The following is a 15,666-nucleotide window of genomic DNA, read 5'->3' on the forward strand; positions in this document are numbered from 1 at the left end:
CAACGCCGAAGCTGTTTTGGCGGATTTGAGAGAATTTTCAGCTCTGATACAGATTAATCGATGCGTCCGTGAGACGTGTTGAAAACAGAATTTGCCTGGCGGCGATAGCGCGGTGGTCCCACCTGACCCCATGCCGAACTCAGAAGTGAAACGCCGTAGCGCCGATGGTAGTGTGGGGTCTCCCCATGTGAGAGTAGGGAACTGCCAGGCATCAAATTGCAGTAAGCCGGGGTGACAACCGGTGGTAATAAAGCGAAGAAATTCGGTGGAGCGGTAGTTCAGTCGGTTAGAATACCTGCCTGTCACGCAGGGGGTCGCGGGTTCGAGTCCCGTCCGTTCCGCCACTTATTAAAATTAAGCCTGCTATATTAGCGGGCTTAATAGCGAGAAAGATTTAGGGGCGTAGCTCAGTTGGTAGAGCACCGGTCTCCAAAACCGGGTGTCGCGAGTTCGAGTCTCTCCGCCCCTGCCATATATAATCCTTTGCTTAGGCAAAGGATTTTTTTTGCTTGTAATTTTTCCATTCCTCTCTCTTCCTTGCTTTCTGAGCACTCCATCCATGGAGTCAGATCTTTATTCCAGTATGCTGCTTTTCAGGATCTCGCGAATATGCGCTTGTTTATCACTATTTTGTAGCCAAATGGCATACAGAGGACGTGAGAGCGTTACGCTATCGGTCACCGTATGCAGACCACTTTTCTGCTGCGCCCAACTGACGGGTAACCAGGTACAGCCATTCAAGGTACTGAGTTGCTGATAAGCCAGTTCTGCGGAGCTCGTCGTTAACAGTGGCACATCATCGCTACCAATCAGCCCCACTTCGTTTTGCTGGAAATCCGGCCCCCATTCCAGACGCAGGTAGTTCAAATCATTCTTATTTTTCCCTGGGGCGGCACAATAGAGCGCCAGGGTGAAATTACCCAGCAACTGGCAGCTTAATTCATCCATCTTCGGTGATTCAGTTGTGATCAGGAGATCGAGCTGGCGTTCATGCAACTGTTTAACTAATGACTGACGTTGGGCGATCCGCGCCTCGAATTGCAGGTTATAGGGATCTTTGTAGAGAGTCCCCAGCCAGCCGTTCAGTAGACATTCCCACAGCGACGCGCTGGCCCCGATGGAGAATTCGTTATGTCGCGAAGAGTGAGCGACCTCCTTGCGCGCGGCCTGCCAGGTGTTCATCAACGTTTCGGCGTAGGGCAGTAGCTTTTCTCCGGCGGTCGTCAGACGAATGTTATTACGATGGCGGGTGAACAGGTTCACACCAAGTTGATTCTCCAGCTGACGAATACGAAAGCTGACCGCTGACTGCGTCAGGTAAAGTGCCTCTGCTGCCCGCCCAAAGTGACGAGTTCTGCTCACTTCCAGGAAAGTCTTGAGCAATTCCGTATCCACACCGTTCTCCACAAAATTATTTGTCGTCATGATTTAAATGTTTTGTTTGACGCTCTGTCAAGCGTAACTAATACTCCGCGCCATAAATAGCTCGGCCAAAGAATCAGGAGCGTGTAGGATGGCGGAAAGCTTTACGACGACTAATCGTTTTTTCGACAATAAAAATTATCCACGCGGGTTCTCCCGTCATGGTGATTTCACCATCAAAGAGGCGCAACTGCTGGAACGTCATGGTTATGCCTTTAACGAACTGGAACTGGGTAAACGCGAACCTGTTACCGATGATGAAAAACAATTTGTCTCGGTGTGCCGTGGTGAACGTGAGCCGGTAACGGAAGCAGAACGCGTATGGATTAAGTATATGGCACGCATTAAGCGGCCGAAGCGTTTCCATACTCTTTCCGGCGGCAAACCGCAGATGGAAGGCGCTGACGATTACACCGAAAGCGATGACTAAGAAAAAAGGGCGTAAGCCCTTTTTTTACGCCATCATTTTCTGCAGATGGTTTAGCATCCGGTCTATTGCCCGATAGCTGAGCGCCTCCTGCAAATGGCGGCGTTCAATCTCTTCAGCTTCTGCCAGATCGGCAATGGTTCTTGCCACCTTTAACAGACGCTGCCAGGCCCGTATAGAAAGCCCCAGCTGCGTTAACGTCTGTTCCAGCCAAAGCGCATCCTCCTGGCGCAAGTGACAGCAGCTCTTCATTTCACGATTCTCAAGATGCGCATTCAGCTTATTTTGCCTGAGCATTTGACGTTCACGTGCCGCCAGCACACGCTGACGGACCGTCGCACTCGATTCTTCGCCCTGCGTGCCCTGGCTCAGTATCCCCGGCGGCGGGAGCGGGATCTCTAAAGAAAGATCGAAGCGGTCGAGAAAAGGGCCGGACAGGCGCCCAAGGTAGCGCAATGTCTGCTCAGGCGACGCGCGATTATGTTTGCCCTGATAATGCCCGGTAGGGCTTGGGTTCATTGCCGCGATAAGCTGAAAACGCGCCGGATAGTCAATCTTGGCGCGCGATCGTGATATGTGGATCTTGCCTGACTCAATTGGTTCACGCAGCGCGTCCAGCACCCGTCGTTCAAACTCTGGCAGTTCATCAAGAAACAGCACGCCATTATGGGCCAGTGAAATCTCGCCGGGGACAGGTATTGAGCCTCCGCCTACCATCGCTGCCAGCGAGGCGCTATGGTGAGGGGCGCGAAACGGCCTCTGACGCCACCGGGTCTTCGCAGTCTGGAGGTTGACCAGACTTTGAATGGCCGTGCTCTCCAGCGCTTCCTGGTTGCTTAATGGCGGCAAAAGGCCGGGGAGCCGGCAGGCAAGCATTGTTTTGCCGGTACCGGGCGGGCCAATCAGCAGCAGGTTGTGGCCACCGGCCGCCACAATCTCCAGCGCTCGCTTGCCTTGTTGTTGGCCGATAACATCACGTAGATCTTCACAGCGTTCATCAACGGCGGGCACGTCGGCGAGAGGCGGCGAGAGCGATGCTTGCCCTGCGAGAAACGCGCACACCTGTTGCAGATGGTCGGCGACCAGGCAATCGCTGCCGCCGATCAGACCCACCTCAGCCGCATTGTCAGAGGAGACGACAATGCGCCGGCCGGCTTTGATGGCTTCCATTGCGCTGGGGATCGCCCCTGGAACGCCGCGTAAGCCGCCTGTAAGGGCGAGTTCGCCCACAAACTCATATTGATTCAATCGGGTAGTGTTGAGCTGCTCTGAGGCGACGAGAAGCGCGAGAGCGATGGGAAGGTCATATCGCCCGCCCTCTTTGGGCAGATCCGCAGGTGCCAGGTTAATGGTTATTTTCTTCGCAGGGAAAGCGTAACCGCTGTTGATCAAGGCGCTGCGTACCCGGTCGCGGGCCTCTTTCACGGTGGTCTCCGGTAGCCCGACCATGGTCAAGCCAGGCAGACCGCTACTGAGATGAACCTCGATAGTAATCAATGGCGCTTCGATACCGAGCGCCGCGCGTGTGTAAACGATGGCGAGCGACATAAAACCTCCTGGACAGAGAAGGATTATGACGAGCCTGCCGTGAAACGGCAGCGGCAATAACACGAAGTTAGAAGCATAAATCCATTATTTTCACGCCATCTCGTTACATTTAGCCGAAAATGGAAGCGTGATCGAAAAACGTGGTGCATCCGAAACAGAGATGGGCGCTGAGCGTACAGCGTGAAAGAAAACTGAATTTTTTTCATTTCTGATTTTCTTCATATAAAACAATTATTTTTCCTGAAACTGTTAGGCTGCTCAGAAACCAGGATATAAAAAAATCTTGTGTTTTATGTGATGTCTGTGGTACCTCTTTAGGTATTCCTTCGAACAAGAAGCCAGAAAGTACAGAAAATGACAGCCCTTCTACGAGTGATTAGCCTGGTCGTGATTAGCGTGGTGGTGATTATTATCCCACCGTGCGGGGCTGCACTTGGACGAGGAAAGGCTTAAGAATCAAGCCTTAACGAACTAAGACCCCCGCACCGAAAGGTCCGGGGGTTTTTTTATAACTGAAATAACCTAAGCGAGGAGCAGATGATGACTTTTAGCATAAAATTCTGTTTCTCCCGATTTATGACGGGGAACTAACTATGAATGGCGCGCAGTGGGTGGTACATGCTTTGCGGACACAGGGAGTCGACACAGTTTTTGGCTATCCGGGTGGCGCAATTATGCCGGTTTACGATGCACTGTATGACGGCGGCGTGGAGCACCTGCTGTGTCGGCATGAGCAAGGGGCAGCCATGGCGGCTATTGGCTATGCGCGAGCAACCGGGAAAACCGGGGTGTGCATAGCGACGTCCGGCCCGGGCGCGACCAACCTGATCACTGGCCTGGCGGACGCCCTGCTTGATTCCATTCCCATTGTCGCTATCACCGGCCAGGTGGCCGCTCCCTTCATCGGCACGGATGCGTTCCAGGAAGTAGACGTTCTTGGTTTGTCACTGGCCTGTACTAAGCACAGTTTCCTCGTGCAGTCTCTGGATGAGCTGCCGCGGGTTATCGCTGAAGCTTTCCAGGTGGCAAACTCAGGCCGTCCGGGCCCGGTGCTGGTTGATATCCCTAAGGATATTCAGATGGCCCAGGGCGAGCTTGATCCTCATTTCTCTACCGTCGACGATGAGATGGCGTTCCCGCAGGCGGAGGTTGCTCAGGCTCTGCAGATGCTGGCTCAGTCACAGAAGCCGATGCTGTATGTTGGCGGCGGGGTAGGTATGGCGCAGGCGGTACCGGCTTTGCGTGAATTCCTGGCGGTAACCCGAATGCCGGCAACCTGCACGCTGAAAGGGCTGGGCGTGGTGGCCGCAGATTATCCGTATTATCTCGGTATGCTGGGCATGCACGGCACTAAGGCGGCCAACCTGGCGGTACAGGAGTGCGATCTGCTGATCGCTGTCGGCGCGCGCTTTGACGATCGTGTGACCGGTAAGCTCAATACCTTCGCTCCGCATGCCAAAGTGATCCACATGGACATCGATCCGGCGGAGCTGAACAAGCTGCGTCAGGCGCACATCGGTCTGACCGGCGATCTGAACCGCTTGCTGCCGGCGCTGCAGCAGCCGTTAGCTATCGATGCCTGGCGCGAGCATAATGCCGCACTGCGCACCGAGCACGCCTGGCGTTACGATCATCCCGGCGAGGCGATCTACGCGCCGCTGCTGCTGAAGCAGCTTTCCGACCGTAAGCCGGCGGATAGCGTCGTGACAACCGACGTTGGCCAGCACCAGATGTGGTCGGCTCAACATATGACCTATACCCGCCCGGAAAACTTTATCACCTCCAGCGGCTTAGGCACGATGGGCTTTGGCCTGCCAGCCGCCGTTGGTGCCCAGGTGGCGCGCCCGGACGATACGGTGATCTGTATCTCCGGTGACGGTTCCTTCATGATGAACGTGCAGGAGCTGGGCACCGTCAAGCGCAAACAATTACCATTAAAGATCGTGTTACTCGACAACCAGCGGTTAGGGATGGTTCGACAATGGCAGCAGCTGTTTTTCCAGGAACGTTATAGCGAAACCACTCTGACTGATAACCCTGATTTCCTCACGCTGGCCAGCGCCTTCGGTATTCCTGGCCAACACATCACCCGTAAAGACCAGGTTGAAGCGGCACTCGACACCATGCTTTCGAGCCAGGGGCCATACCTGCTTCATGTCTCAATCGACGAACTTGAGAATGTCTGGCCGTTGGTGCCGCCCGGCGCCAGTAATGCAGAAATGCTGGAGAAATTATCATGAAGCAACATCAGGTCGCTTTGCAGGCGCGTTTCAATCCGGAAACCTTAGAGCGCGTGCTGCGCGTGGTCCGCCACCGTGGTTTTCAAATCTGCGCAATGAATATGGAAACCGCGTCGGATGCGCAAAATATAAATATCGAATTGACCGTTGCCAGCCCGCGGCCCGTCGAATTACTGTTTAGTCAATTAAGTAAACTGGTCGACGTCGCCTGCGTCGAGATCCAGCAACCCACATCACAACAAATCCGCGCCTGAGCGCAGAGGAATAAAAAAAATGACGACGAAGAAAGCTGATTACATTTGGTTCAATGGCGAGATGACCCCATGGGGCGAGGCGAAAGTGCACGTCATGTCCCATGCGTTGCACTACGGGACTTCGGTATTCGAAGGCATCCGCTGCTACGATTCTCACAAAGGGCCAGTGGTGTTCCGCCATCGTGAACACATGCAGCGTCTGCATGATTCAGCCAAAATCTACCGTTTCCCGGTTTCTCAGAGCGTTGACGAGCTGATGGAAGCCTGCCGCGAAGTTATCCGTACCAATAAACTGACCAGCGCTTATATTCGTCCGCTGGTGTTTGTTGGCGATGTTGGCATGGGCGTTAACCCGCCGGACGGTTACAAAACCGACGTTATCATCGCGGCGTTCCCGTGGGGCGCCTACCTCGGCGCAGAAGCGCTGGAGCAGGGGATCGATGCGATGGTTTCTTCCTGGAACCGCGCGGCGCCGAACACCATCCCAACCGCAGCGAAAGCGGGCGGCAACTATCTCTCCTCTCTGCTGGTCGGCAGCGAAGCGCGTCGTCACGGTTATCAGGAAGGTATCGCGCTGGATGTTAACGGTTATATCTCCGAAGGTGCAGGCGAAAATCTGTTTGAGGTAAAAGATGGCGTGCTGTTTACTCCGCCGTTCACCTCTTCCGCGCTGCCGGGCATTACCCGCGACGCGATCATCAAACTGGCGAAAGATCTTGGCATCGAAGTGCGCGAGCAGGTGCTGTCCCGTGAATCGCTGTACCTCGCGGATGAAGTGTTCATGTCCGGCACCGCGGCAGAAATCACCCCGGTACGCAGCGTTGACGGCATCCAGGTCGGCGCAGGCCGCCGCGGGCCGGTGACCAAACGCATTCAGGAAGCCTTCTTTGGCCTCTTCACCGGTGAAACAGAAGATAAATGGGGCTGGTTGGATCCGGTAAGTAAGTAATTAAAAATGGGACGGCACGCACCGTCCCATTTAATAAACAGAGATGGGAGTAAAAAGAGCATGCCTAAGTACCGTTCCGCCACCACCACACATGGCCGCAACATGGCGGGCGCCCGCGCGTTGTGGCGCGCAACCGGAATGACCGATGCCGATTTCGGCAAACCGATTATCGCCGTCGTCAACTCCTTTACCCAGTTTGTCCCCGGGCACGTGCACCTGCGCGATCTCGGCAAACTGGTTGCCGAGCAGATTGAAGCGGCAGGCGGTGTCGCCAAAGAATTTAACACCATCGCGGTGGATGATGGGATCGCCATGGGCCACGGGGGTATGCTCTATTCACTGCCATCCCGCGAGCTGATCGCCGACTCGGTCGAGTACATGGTTAACGCCCACTGCGCCGATGCCATGGTCTGTATCTCCAACTGCGACAAAATCACTCCGGGGATGCTGATGGCCTCTCTGCGCCTGAACATTCCGGTGATCTTTGTTTCCGGTGGCCCAATGGAAGCCGGGAAGACCAAGCTGTCAGATAAAATCATCAAGCTCGACCTGGTGGATGCGATGATCCAGGGGGCGGATCCGAAAGTGTCCGACGAACAGAGTAACCAGGTGGAACGTTCCGCTTGTCCGACCTGTGGTTCCTGTTCCGGGATGTTCACCGCGAACTCCATGAACTGCCTGACCGAAGCGCTGGGCCTGTCACAGCCGGGTAACGGCTCGCTGCTGGCGACCCACGCCGATCGTAAGGAGCTGTTCCTGAACGCCGGTAAACGTATCGTGGAGCTGACCAAACGCTACTACGAGCAGGATGACGCTTCCGCCCTGCCGCGCAATATCGCCAGCAAGGCGGCATTTGAAAACGCCATGACCCTCGATATCGCGATGGGCGGTTCAACCAATACCGTACTGCACCTGCTGGCGGCGGCGCAGGAAGCCGAAATCGACTTCACCATGAGCGATATCGACAAACTGTCCCGCAAGGTCCCGCAGCTGTGTAAAGTGGCGCCGAGTACGCAGAAATACCATATGGAAGACGTGCACCGGGCTGGTGGCGTTCTGGGCATTCTGGGCGAGCTGGACCGCGCGGGGTTACTCAACCGCGATGTGAAAAACGTCCTTGGCCTGACGCTGCCGCAGACCCTGGAACAGTACGATGTAATGGTGACCCAGGACGACGCGGTGAAAAAAATGTTCCGCGCCGGCCCGGCCGGGATCCGTACCACTCAGGCATTCTCGCAGGATTGCCGCTGGGATACGTTGGATGACGATCGCGCCGAGGGATGTATCCGTTCTCTGGAACATGCCTACAGTAAAGACGGTGGCCTGGCGGTCCTGTACGGTAACTTTGCTGAAAACGGCTGTATTGTCAAAACCGCCGGTGTGGACGATAGCATCCTGAAATTTACCGGCCCGGCGAAAGTTTATGAAAGCCAGGACGAAGCGGTTGATGCCATCCTCGGCGGCAAAGTCGTGGAAGGCGACGTCGTGGTTATTCGCTATGAAGGGCCGAAAGGCGGGCCGGGGATGCAGGAGATGCTCTATCCGACCACCTTCCTGAAGTCCATGGGTCTTGGCAAAGCGTGCGCGCTGATCACCGATGGTCGTTTCTCCGGCGGCACCTCCGGGCTTTCCATCGGCCACGTATCGCCGGAAGCGGCGAGCGGCGGCAACATCGCGATCATCGAAGATGGCGACATGATTGCTATCGATATTCCGAACCGCGGTATTCAGCTGCAGCTCAGCGATGCCGAAATCGCCGCCCGTCGCGAAGCGCAGGAAGCGCGTGGCGATAAGGCGTGGACGCCGAAAGACCGCGAGCGCCAGGTCTCCTTTGCACTGCGCGCTTATGCCAGCCTCGCGACCAGCGCCGACAAGGGCGCGGTGCGCGATAAATCAAAACTGGGTGGCTAATTATGGCGGACTCACAACCCCTGTCCGGTGCCCCTGAGGGCGCCGAATACCTGAGAGCAGTGCTGCGCGCGCCAGTTTATGAAGCGGTGCAGAAAACGCCGCTGCAAAAAATGGAGAAGCTCTCTTCGCGGCTGGATAACGTTATTCTGGTCAAACGCGAAGATCGCCAGCCGGTACACAGCTTTAAGCTGCGCGGCGCCTACGCGATGATGTCCAGCCTGACGGCGGAACAGAAATCGAATGGGGTGATCACGGCGTCGGCAGGCAACCATGCGCAGGGAGTGGCTTTCTCAGCCTCCCGGCTTGGGGTTAAGGCGCTGATCGTGATGCCGGTAGCGACCGCCGATATCAAAGTCGATGCCGTTCGCGGTTTTGGCGGCGAAGTGCTGCTGCATGGCGCCAACTTTGACGAAGCGAAAGCTCGGGCGATTGAACTGGCGCAGCAGCAGGGCTTCACCTGGGTGCCGCCGTTTGATCACCCGATGGTGATCGCGGGTCAGGGAACCTTGGCGCTGGAGCTGCTGCAGCAGGATGCCCACATCGACCGTGTATTCGTCCCGGTGGGCGGTGGCGGTCTGGCGGCGGGCGTGGCGGTGCTGATCAAGCAGCTGATGCCGCAGATTAAAGTGATAGCGGTAGAAGCGGAAGACTCGGCATGTCTGAAAGCGGCGCTGGATGCCGGTCATCCGGTGGATCTGCCGCGCGTCGGTTTGTTTGCTGAAGGCGTGGCGGTGAAGCGCATCGGCGATGAAACCTTCCGTTTGTGCCAGGAGTATCTGGACGACATCATCACTGTCGACAGCGACGCTATTTGCGCGGCGATGAAAGATCTGTTCGAAGATGTGCGGGCGGTGGCGGAGCCTTCCGGCGCGCTGGCGCTGGCGGGGATGAAGAAATATGTCGCCCAGCACAATATTCGCGGCGAGCGACTGGCTCATATTCTGTCCGGGGCCAACGTTAACTTCCACGGCCTGCGCTACGTGTCTGAGCGCTGCGAGCTCGGGGAACAGCGCGAAGCGCTGCTGGCGGTGACGATCCCGGAAGAGAAGGGCAGCTTTCTGAAGTTTTGCCAGCTGCTGGGCGGGCGCTCGGTGACGGAGTTCAACTACCGCTTTGCTGATGCTAAAGACGCCTGCATTTTTGTCGGGGTACGCCTGAGTCGCGGGCTGGAAGAGCGGAAAGAGATCCTCCAGTTACTGAACGATGGCGGCTACAGCGTCGTTGACCTTTCCGATGACGAAATGGCCAAGCTCCATGTGCGCTATATGGTCGGCGGCCGGCCGTCCAAAGCGCTGCAGGAGCGGCTGTTTAGCTTCGAGTTCCCTGAATCGCCGGGGGCGCTGCTGAAGTTCCTGCACACCCTTGGCACCCACTGGAATATTTCGCTGTTCCACTACCGTAGCCACGGCACCGACTATGGTCGGGTGTTAGCGGCCTTTGAGCTGGGCGAGCACGAGCCGGACTTTGAAACCCGCCTTAATGAACTGGGCTATGAGTGCCACGATGAAACGCATAACCCGGCGTTCCGCTTTTTCCTCGCGGGCTAGTGGTTAGGCAGGATTTTCCAGAAAGCATCAATAAGCGGCTCATGCAGCCGCTTTTTTTGTGCGCAAACGCCCAGCTCAAACGGGGTTTGCTCATCACTGCGCTCCAGAATCATCACCCGGTTGCGTACCGGTTCCGGGCTGTTTTCCAGTACCACCTCCGGTAGCAGCGCCACGCCGCAGCCGAGGGCGACCATCGACACCATCGCTTCGTGTCCCCCGACGGTGGCATAGATCGACGGGTTGCTGATTTTATGGCGTCGAAACCACAGCTCGATGCGCCGACGTACCGGCCCCTGGTCAGCCATGATAAACGGCACTGTCGACCAGTCCGGACGCTCAACGGTCACCTGGTTACGCACCGGGCAGGGAAGGGCCGGGGCAATTAACACCACGGCGAGGTTCTCCAGCATCGAAAACGCCACCGATCCCGGCAGGGTCTCTGGTTTACCGGCAATCGCCAGGTCGGCTTCGCCGGTGACGACCTTCTCCATGGCGTCAGCGGCATCGCCGGTCGATAATTTTATCTCAACCGAAGGATGCGCGGCGCGAAAGCGGTCGAGGATCGGCGGCAGATGGCTATAAGCGGCGGTGACAGAGCAGAAGATATGCAGCTCACCGGAGAGCGACGGTCCCTGCTGATCGATGGCGTGGCGAAGCTGCTGATACTGCAGTAAGGTCTGCTGGGCAAAGGTGCGGAGTTCTTCGCCGGCCTCGGTTAGGGTCACGGTGCGATTATCGCGAACGAACAGCGGCTGGCCGAGGTCCTCTTCCAGGCGTTGGATCTGCCGCGAAAGGGTCGAAGGACTGACGTGCATGGCCCGCGCGCTGCGGCCAAAATGGCGGCTTTCCGCCAGATGCAGAAAGGTTTTCAGATCGCGTAAATCCACGGCGCATACTCCCCGATTTTGTGTTTCATAAATTGCAACGTGACGTTGTGAATATATCAATTTCCGCAATAAAATTCCTGTCATATAGTAAGTTCATTCTCGCAAAAGCGAACCGAACAATAAGCACGACAACACAACATCACGAGGTATCACCATGGCTAACTACTTCAACACACTGAATCTGCGCCAGCAGCTGGCACAGCTGGGCAAATGCCGCTTTATGGGGCGCGATGAATTTGCCGATGGCGCAAGCTATCTTCAGGGTAAAAAAGTAGTCATCGTCGGCTGTGGCGCGCAGGGCCTGAACCAGGGTCTGAACATGCGTGATTCCGGCCTGGATATCTCCTATGCGTTGCGTAAAGAAGCGATTGCCGAGAAGCGCGCTTCCTGGCGTAAAGCGACCGAAAACGGCTTCAAAGTCGGTACCTATGAAGAGCTGATCCCGCAGGCCGACCTGGTGGTTAACCTGACGCCGGACAAACAGCACTCTGACGTTGTGCGTTCCGTACAGCCGCTGATGAAAGACGGCGCGGCGCTGGGTTACTCCCACGGCTTCAACATCGTTGAAGTGGGCGAGCAGATCCGCAAAGACATCACCGTGGTGATGGTGGCGCCGAAGTGCCCGGGTACCGAAGTTCGTGAAGAGTACAAACGCGGTTTCGGCGTGCCGACGCTTATCGCCGTCCACCCGGAAAACGATCCGAAAGGCGAAGGCATGGCTATTGCCAAAGCCTGGGCAGCGGCGACCGGCGGCCATCGTGCGGGCGTTCTGGAATCCTCCTTCGTGGCGGAAGTGAAATCTGACCTGATGGGCGAGCAGACCATCCTCTGCGGCATGCTGCAGGCGGGTTCTCTGCTGTGCTTCGACAAGCTGGTGGCGGAAGGTACCGATCCGGCGTATGCGGAAAAACTGATTCAGTTCGGCTGGGAAACCATCACCGAAGCGCTGAAGCAGGGCGGTATTACCCTGATGATGGATCGCCTGTCTAACCCGGCGAAACTGCGCGCTTATGCACTGTCCGAGCAGCTGAAAGAGATCATGGCGCCGCTGTTCCAGAAACACATGGACGACATCATCTCCGGCGAATTCTCCTCCGGTATGATGGCAGACTGGGCGAACGATGATAAGAAACTGCTGACCTGGCGTGAAGAGACCGGCAAAACCGCGTTCGAAACCGCCCCGCAGTATGAAGGCAAAATCGGCGAGCAGGAGTACTTCGATAAAGGCGTGCTGATGATCGCGATGGTGAAAGCGGGCGTTGAGCTGGCCTTCGAAACCATGGTTGATTCCGGCATCATCGAAGAGTCCGCTTACTATGAATCACTGCACGAGCTGCCGCTGATCGCGAACACTATCGCCCGTAAGCGTCTGTATGAAATGAACGTGGTTATCTCTGATACTGCAGAGTACGGTAACTACCTGTTCTCTTACGCTTGCGTACCGCTGCTGAAAGAGTTTATGACTACCCTGCAGACCGGCGACCTGGGCAAAGCGATTGCTGAAGGCGCGGTAGATAACGCTCAGCTGCGCGATGTGAACGAAGCAATTCGCAGCCACGCTATCGAGCAGGTAGGTAAGAAACTGCGCGGTTATATGACTGATATGAAACGTATCGCGGTAGCCGGCTGATAAAACAAAAGGTGCGGGCGGATGCCCTCACCCCAACCCTCTCCCTGTGGGAGAGGGGGCAAACATTAAAGGCCTTCTCTTTGAGAAGGCCTTGTTGTTTATTTCCGGTATAGCACTTTGATGATGTGGTAGCCGAACTGGGTATGCAGCGGGCCGGTTGGCTCCAGTTCCGGGCAGGAGAAGACCACTTTATCGAAGGCCGGTACCATCTGGCCCTGGCGGAACTCACCCAGATCGCCGCCGCGTTTGCCTGACGGACAAATGGAGTGTTTCTTTGCCAGCTTGCCGAAGTCGGCGCCGTTTTTGAGCTGCTCGAGCAGATCGAGCGCCAGTTTCTCTTCTTTTACCAGGATGTGCAGTGCTGCCGCGGTTTTAGCCATGATTGCGCCTTGAGTGAGTTGGGATAAATCAGGGCGCCATAGTAGCACGCGTTACCGACGATACAGCACCTTGATGATATGGTAGCCGAATTTGGTTTTCACCGGGCCATAGGGTTTGAGCAGCGGACAGCTGAAGACAGCTTGATCAAACGGGCCGACCATCGTCCCCTGCGGGAATTCGCCTAAATCACCGCCATGACGTCCGGACGGACACTTTGAGTAACGCTTCGCCAGATGATCGAAGCTGATGCCCCGTTCCAGTTTGGCGAGGATCTCGTGCGCCAGTTTCTCTTCTTTAACCAGAATATGCAGGGCCGCTGCGCTTTTTGCCATTACCAGATCCTCAGGATGAATTGCGTGGCTGACACTTTACCATCAGCCGGTAAATCTCGGCCTCGCTTTCTGCTACAATCCACACCCCGTTCGAAGATTGAGCAATATTCCCATGCGTTTAAACCCTGGCCAACAACAAGCCGTCGAATTCGTTACCGGACCGTGCCTGGTGCTGGCGGGCGCCGGTTCCGGTAAGACCCGCGTTATTACGAATAAAATCGCCCACCTGATCCGCGGCTGCGGCTATCAGGCGCGCCATATCGCGGCCGTCACCTTCACCAACAAGGCCGCGCGCGAAATGAAAGAGCGCGTCGGGCAAACGCTGGGGCGCAAAGAGGCGCGCGGGCTGATGATCTCCACCTTCCACACCCTGGGCCTGGATATCATCAAACGTGAATACGCCGCGCTGGGAATGAAGTCTAACTTTTCCTTGTTCGATGATACTGACCAGGTCGCGCTGCTGAAAGAGCTCACCGAAGGGTTGATCGAAGATGACAAAGTGGTGTTGCAGCAGCTGATCTCGACGATCTCCAACTGGAAAAACGATCTGAAAACCCCGTCGCAGGCGGCGGCTGGCGCGAAAGGCGAACGGGACCGCATTTTCGCCCACTGCTATGGGCTGTACGATGCGCACATGAAGGCCTGCAACGTCCTCGATTTTGACGATCTGATCCTGTTGCCGACGCTGCTGCTGCAGCGTAATGAAGAGGTGCGCGAACGCTGGCAGAACAAGATCCGTTACCTGCTGGTGGATGAGTATCAGGATACCAACACCAGCCAGTATGAACTGGTGAAATTACTGGTGGGGCAGCGCGCGCGTTTTACCGTGGTGGGGGACGATGACCAGTCGATCTACTCGTGGCGTGGCGCGCGGCCGCAGAACCTGGTGCTGCTCAGCCAGGACTTCCCGGCGTTGCAGGTGATCAAGCTTGAACAGAACTACCGCTCCTCCGGGCGTATTCTGAAAGCCGCTAACATTTTGATCGCTAATAACCCGCACGTCTTTGAAAAGCGGCTGTTCTCAGAACTTGGCTACGGTACCGAGCTGAAAGTACTCTCCGCCAACAATGAAGATCATGAAGCGGAGCGCGTGGCCGGGGAACTGATCGCCCACCACTTTATTAATAAAACCAACTACAAAGACTACGCGATCCTTTACCGTGGCAACCACCAGTCGCGGGTCTTTGAAAAGATGCTGATGCAGAACCGCATCCCGTACAAAATCTCCGGCGGCACGTCGTTCTTCTCGCGTCCGGAAATTAAAGACCTGCTGGCCTATCTGCGCGTGCTGACCAACCCGGATGACGATAGCGCCTTCCTGCGTATCGTCAACACGCCGAAGCGCGAGATCGGCCCGGCGACGCTGCAAAAGCTGGGTGAGTGGGCGATGAGCCGCAATAAAGGCTTATTCACCGCCAGCTTTGACATGGGGTTAAGCCAGACGCTGACCGGGCGCGGGTACGAATCCCTCACGCGCTTTACCCACTGGCTGCGGGAAATTCAGCAGCTGGCCGAACGCGAGCCCGTTGCCGCCGTGCGCGATTTGATTCGCGGGATCGACTACGAATCCTGGCTGTATGAAACCTCGCCCAGCCCGAAAGCCGCGGAAATGCGGATGAAAAACGTCAACCAGCTGTTTACCTGGATGACCGAGATGCTGGAAGGCAGCGAAATCGATGAGCCGATGACCCTAACGCAGGTGGTCACCCGCTTTACCCTGCGGGACATGATGGAGCGCGGCGAATCGGATGAAGAGCTCGATCAGGTGCAGCTGATGACCCTCCATGCCTCAAAAGGGCTGGAGTTCCCGTATGTTTACCTGGTGGGAATGGAAGAGGGATTGCTGCCGCACCAGAGCAGCATCGATGAAGATAACGTCGATGAAGAGCGCCGGTTAGCCTACGTCGGCATCACCCGTGCGCAAAAAGAGCTGACCTTTACGCTCTGTAAGGAACGCCGACAGTATGGTGAGCTGGTGCGCCCGGAGCCAAGCCGTTTCCTGCTCGAGCTCCCGCAGGACGATCTGATATGGGAGCAGGAGCGAAAAGTTATCTCTGCGGAAGAACGTATGCATAAAGGCCAGGCCAACGTCGCGAATATTAAAGCGATGCTGGCGAAGGCGAAAAAAGGCTAACGCC

At 56.3% G+C, this 15,666-nt stretch carries 15 protein-coding genes, 2 tRNA genes and 1 rRNA gene; 13 read left to right on the forward strand and 5 right to left on the reverse strand.

Translation table 11 applies throughout. The features are described 5' to 3' along the window. Positions 1-94 precede the first annotated feature (94 nt). The 3 genes from rrf to HMPREF3142_RS23935 all read left to right on the forward strand — a co-directional run bounded on the left by rrf (position 95) and on the right by HMPREF3142_RS23935 (position 472). A 5S ribosomal RNA gene (gene rrf / locus HMPREF3142_RS23925) occupies positions 95-210 on the forward strand. A gap of 57 nt (positions 211-267) precedes the next feature. Further along, positions 268-344 (forward strand) — tRNA-Asp (locus tag HMPREF3142_RS23930). A 52-nt stretch (positions 345-396) separates the two neighbouring features. Further along, a tRNA-Trp gene (locus HMPREF3142_RS23935) sits at positions 397-472 on the forward strand. A 101-nt stretch (positions 473-573) separates the two neighbouring features. Here the strand turns inward: HMPREF3142_RS23935 and hdfR are convergent. Then, complete coding sequence (hdfR, locus tag HMPREF3142_RS23940; protein WP_012543255.1) at positions 574-1,395, reverse strand: HTH-type transcriptional regulator HdfR; 822 nt, start codon at positions 1,393-1,395, stop codon at positions 574-576. Positions 1,396-1,513: 118 nt separating this feature from the next. Between hdfR and HMPREF3142_RS23945 the strand changes: the two genes are divergently transcribed. Continuing rightward, on the forward strand, positions 1,514-1,852 hold the full coding sequence (locus HMPREF3142_RS23945; RefSeq protein ID WP_004886877.1) for a MaoP family protein: 339 nt from the start codon (positions 1,514-1,516) through the stop codon (positions 1,850-1,852). Positions 1,853-1,876: 24 nt separating this feature from the next. Here HMPREF3142_RS23945 and HMPREF3142_RS23950 read toward each other — a convergent pair whose 3' ends face one another. Further along, positions 1,877-3,397, reverse strand: a complete 1,521-nt coding sequence (locus tag HMPREF3142_RS23950; protein WP_012969207.1) for a YifB family Mg chelatase-like AAA ATPase — start codon at positions 3,395-3,397, stop codon at positions 1,877-1,879. Between the two features lie 354 nt (positions 3,398-3,751). Here HMPREF3142_RS23950 and ilvL point away from each other — a divergent pair, with 354 nt between their 5' ends. The 7 genes from ilvL (at position 3,752) to ilvA (ending at position 10,298) form a co-directional block, all read left to right on the forward strand. Further along, entirely contained in the window at positions 3,752-3,850 is a 99-nt protein-coding gene (gene ilvL, locus HMPREF3142_RS28630) for an ilv operon leader peptide (protein WP_001311244.1), read from the forward strand. An 87-nt stretch (positions 3,851-3,937) separates the two neighbouring features. Further along, positions 3,938-3,988, forward strand: coding sequence for a peptide IlvX (gene ilvX, locus HMPREF3142_RS30245; RefSeq protein WP_175426296.1), 51 nt, complete (start codon positions 3,938-3,940; stop codon positions 3,986-3,988). A 2-nt stretch (positions 3,989-3,990) separates the two neighbouring features. Next, positions 3,991-5,637 (forward strand): acetolactate synthase 2 catalytic subunit, encoded by a 1,647-nt coding sequence (gene ilvG, locus HMPREF3142_RS23955; protein ID WP_008807982.1) that lies wholly within the window; start codon positions 3,991-3,993, stop codon positions 5,635-5,637. After that, positions 5,634-5,891 carry an acetolactate synthase 2 small subunit gene (ilvM, locus tag HMPREF3142_RS23960; protein ID WP_008807981.1) on the forward strand — a complete coding sequence of 86 codons (258 nt, stop codon included), beginning with the start codon at positions 5,634-5,636 and terminating at the stop codon, positions 5,889-5,891. The genes ilvG and ilvM overlap by 4 nt, the downstream gene beginning before the upstream one ends. A gap of 19 nt (positions 5,892-5,910) precedes the next feature. Next, a complete protein-coding gene (locus HMPREF3142_RS23965; RefSeq protein WP_008807980.1) occupies positions 5,911-6,840 on the forward strand; it encodes a branched-chain amino acid transaminase in 930 nt (309 codons plus the stop codon). Positions 6,841-6,900: 60 nt separating this feature from the next. After that, positions 6,901-8,751: a dihydroxy-acid dehydratase gene (gene ilvD, locus HMPREF3142_RS23970; RefSeq protein WP_008807979.1), complete on the forward strand. Its 1,851-nt coding sequence runs from the start codon at positions 6,901-6,903 to the stop codon at positions 8,749-8,751. 2 nt (positions 8,752-8,753) lie between these two features. Then, a complete protein-coding gene (gene ilvA, locus HMPREF3142_RS23975) occupies positions 8,754-10,298 on the forward strand; it encodes a threonine ammonia-lyase, biosynthetic (protein WP_008807978.1) in 1,545 nt (514 codons plus the stop codon). Here the strand turns inward: ilvA and ilvY are convergent. Next, positions 10,295-11,185: an HTH-type transcriptional activator IlvY gene (gene ilvY / locus HMPREF3142_RS23980; protein ID WP_012543253.1), complete on the reverse strand. Its 891-nt coding sequence runs from the start codon at positions 11,183-11,185 to the stop codon at positions 10,295-10,297. The genes ilvA and ilvY overlap by 4 nt on opposite strands. Before the next feature lie 154 nt (positions 11,186-11,339). On the opposite strand from ilvY, the gene ilvC reads away from it, so the two are divergent. Next, positions 11,340-12,815: a ketol-acid reductoisomerase gene (gene ilvC / locus HMPREF3142_RS23985; protein ID WP_008807976.1), complete on the forward strand. Its 1,476-nt coding sequence runs from the start codon at positions 11,340-11,342 to the stop codon at positions 12,813-12,815. 98 nt (positions 12,816-12,913) lie between these two features. Here ilvC and ppiC (HMPREF3142_RS23990) read toward each other — a convergent pair whose 3' ends face one another. Together ppiC (HMPREF3142_RS23990) and ppiC (HMPREF3142_RS23995) are read right to left on the reverse strand one after the other, a co-directional pair. Continuing rightward, complete coding sequence (gene ppiC / locus HMPREF3142_RS23990; RefSeq protein WP_002883180.1) at positions 12,914-13,195, reverse strand: peptidylprolyl isomerase PpiC; 282 nt, start codon at positions 13,193-13,195, stop codon at positions 12,914-12,916. A gap of 51 nt (positions 13,196-13,246) precedes the next feature. Next, complete coding sequence (gene ppiC, locus HMPREF3142_RS23995; protein WP_008807974.1) at positions 13,247-13,528, reverse strand: peptidylprolyl isomerase PpiC; 282 nt, start codon at positions 13,526-13,528, stop codon at positions 13,247-13,249. A gap of 112 nt (positions 13,529-13,640) precedes the next feature. Between ppiC (HMPREF3142_RS23995) and rep the strand changes: the two genes are divergently transcribed. Then, positions 13,641-15,662 (forward strand): DNA helicase Rep, encoded by a 2,022-nt coding sequence (rep, locus tag HMPREF3142_RS24000; protein WP_008807973.1) that lies wholly within the window; start codon positions 13,641-13,643, stop codon positions 15,660-15,662. The last annotated feature ends 4 nt before the right edge of the window (positions 15,663-15,666 follow it).

It is taken from the genome of Klebsiella sp. HMSC16C06 (genome assembly GCF_001808325.1).
Taxonomy (GTDB): Bacteria; Pseudomonadota; Gammaproteobacteria; order Enterobacterales; family Enterobacteriaceae; genus Klebsiella; species Klebsiella variicola.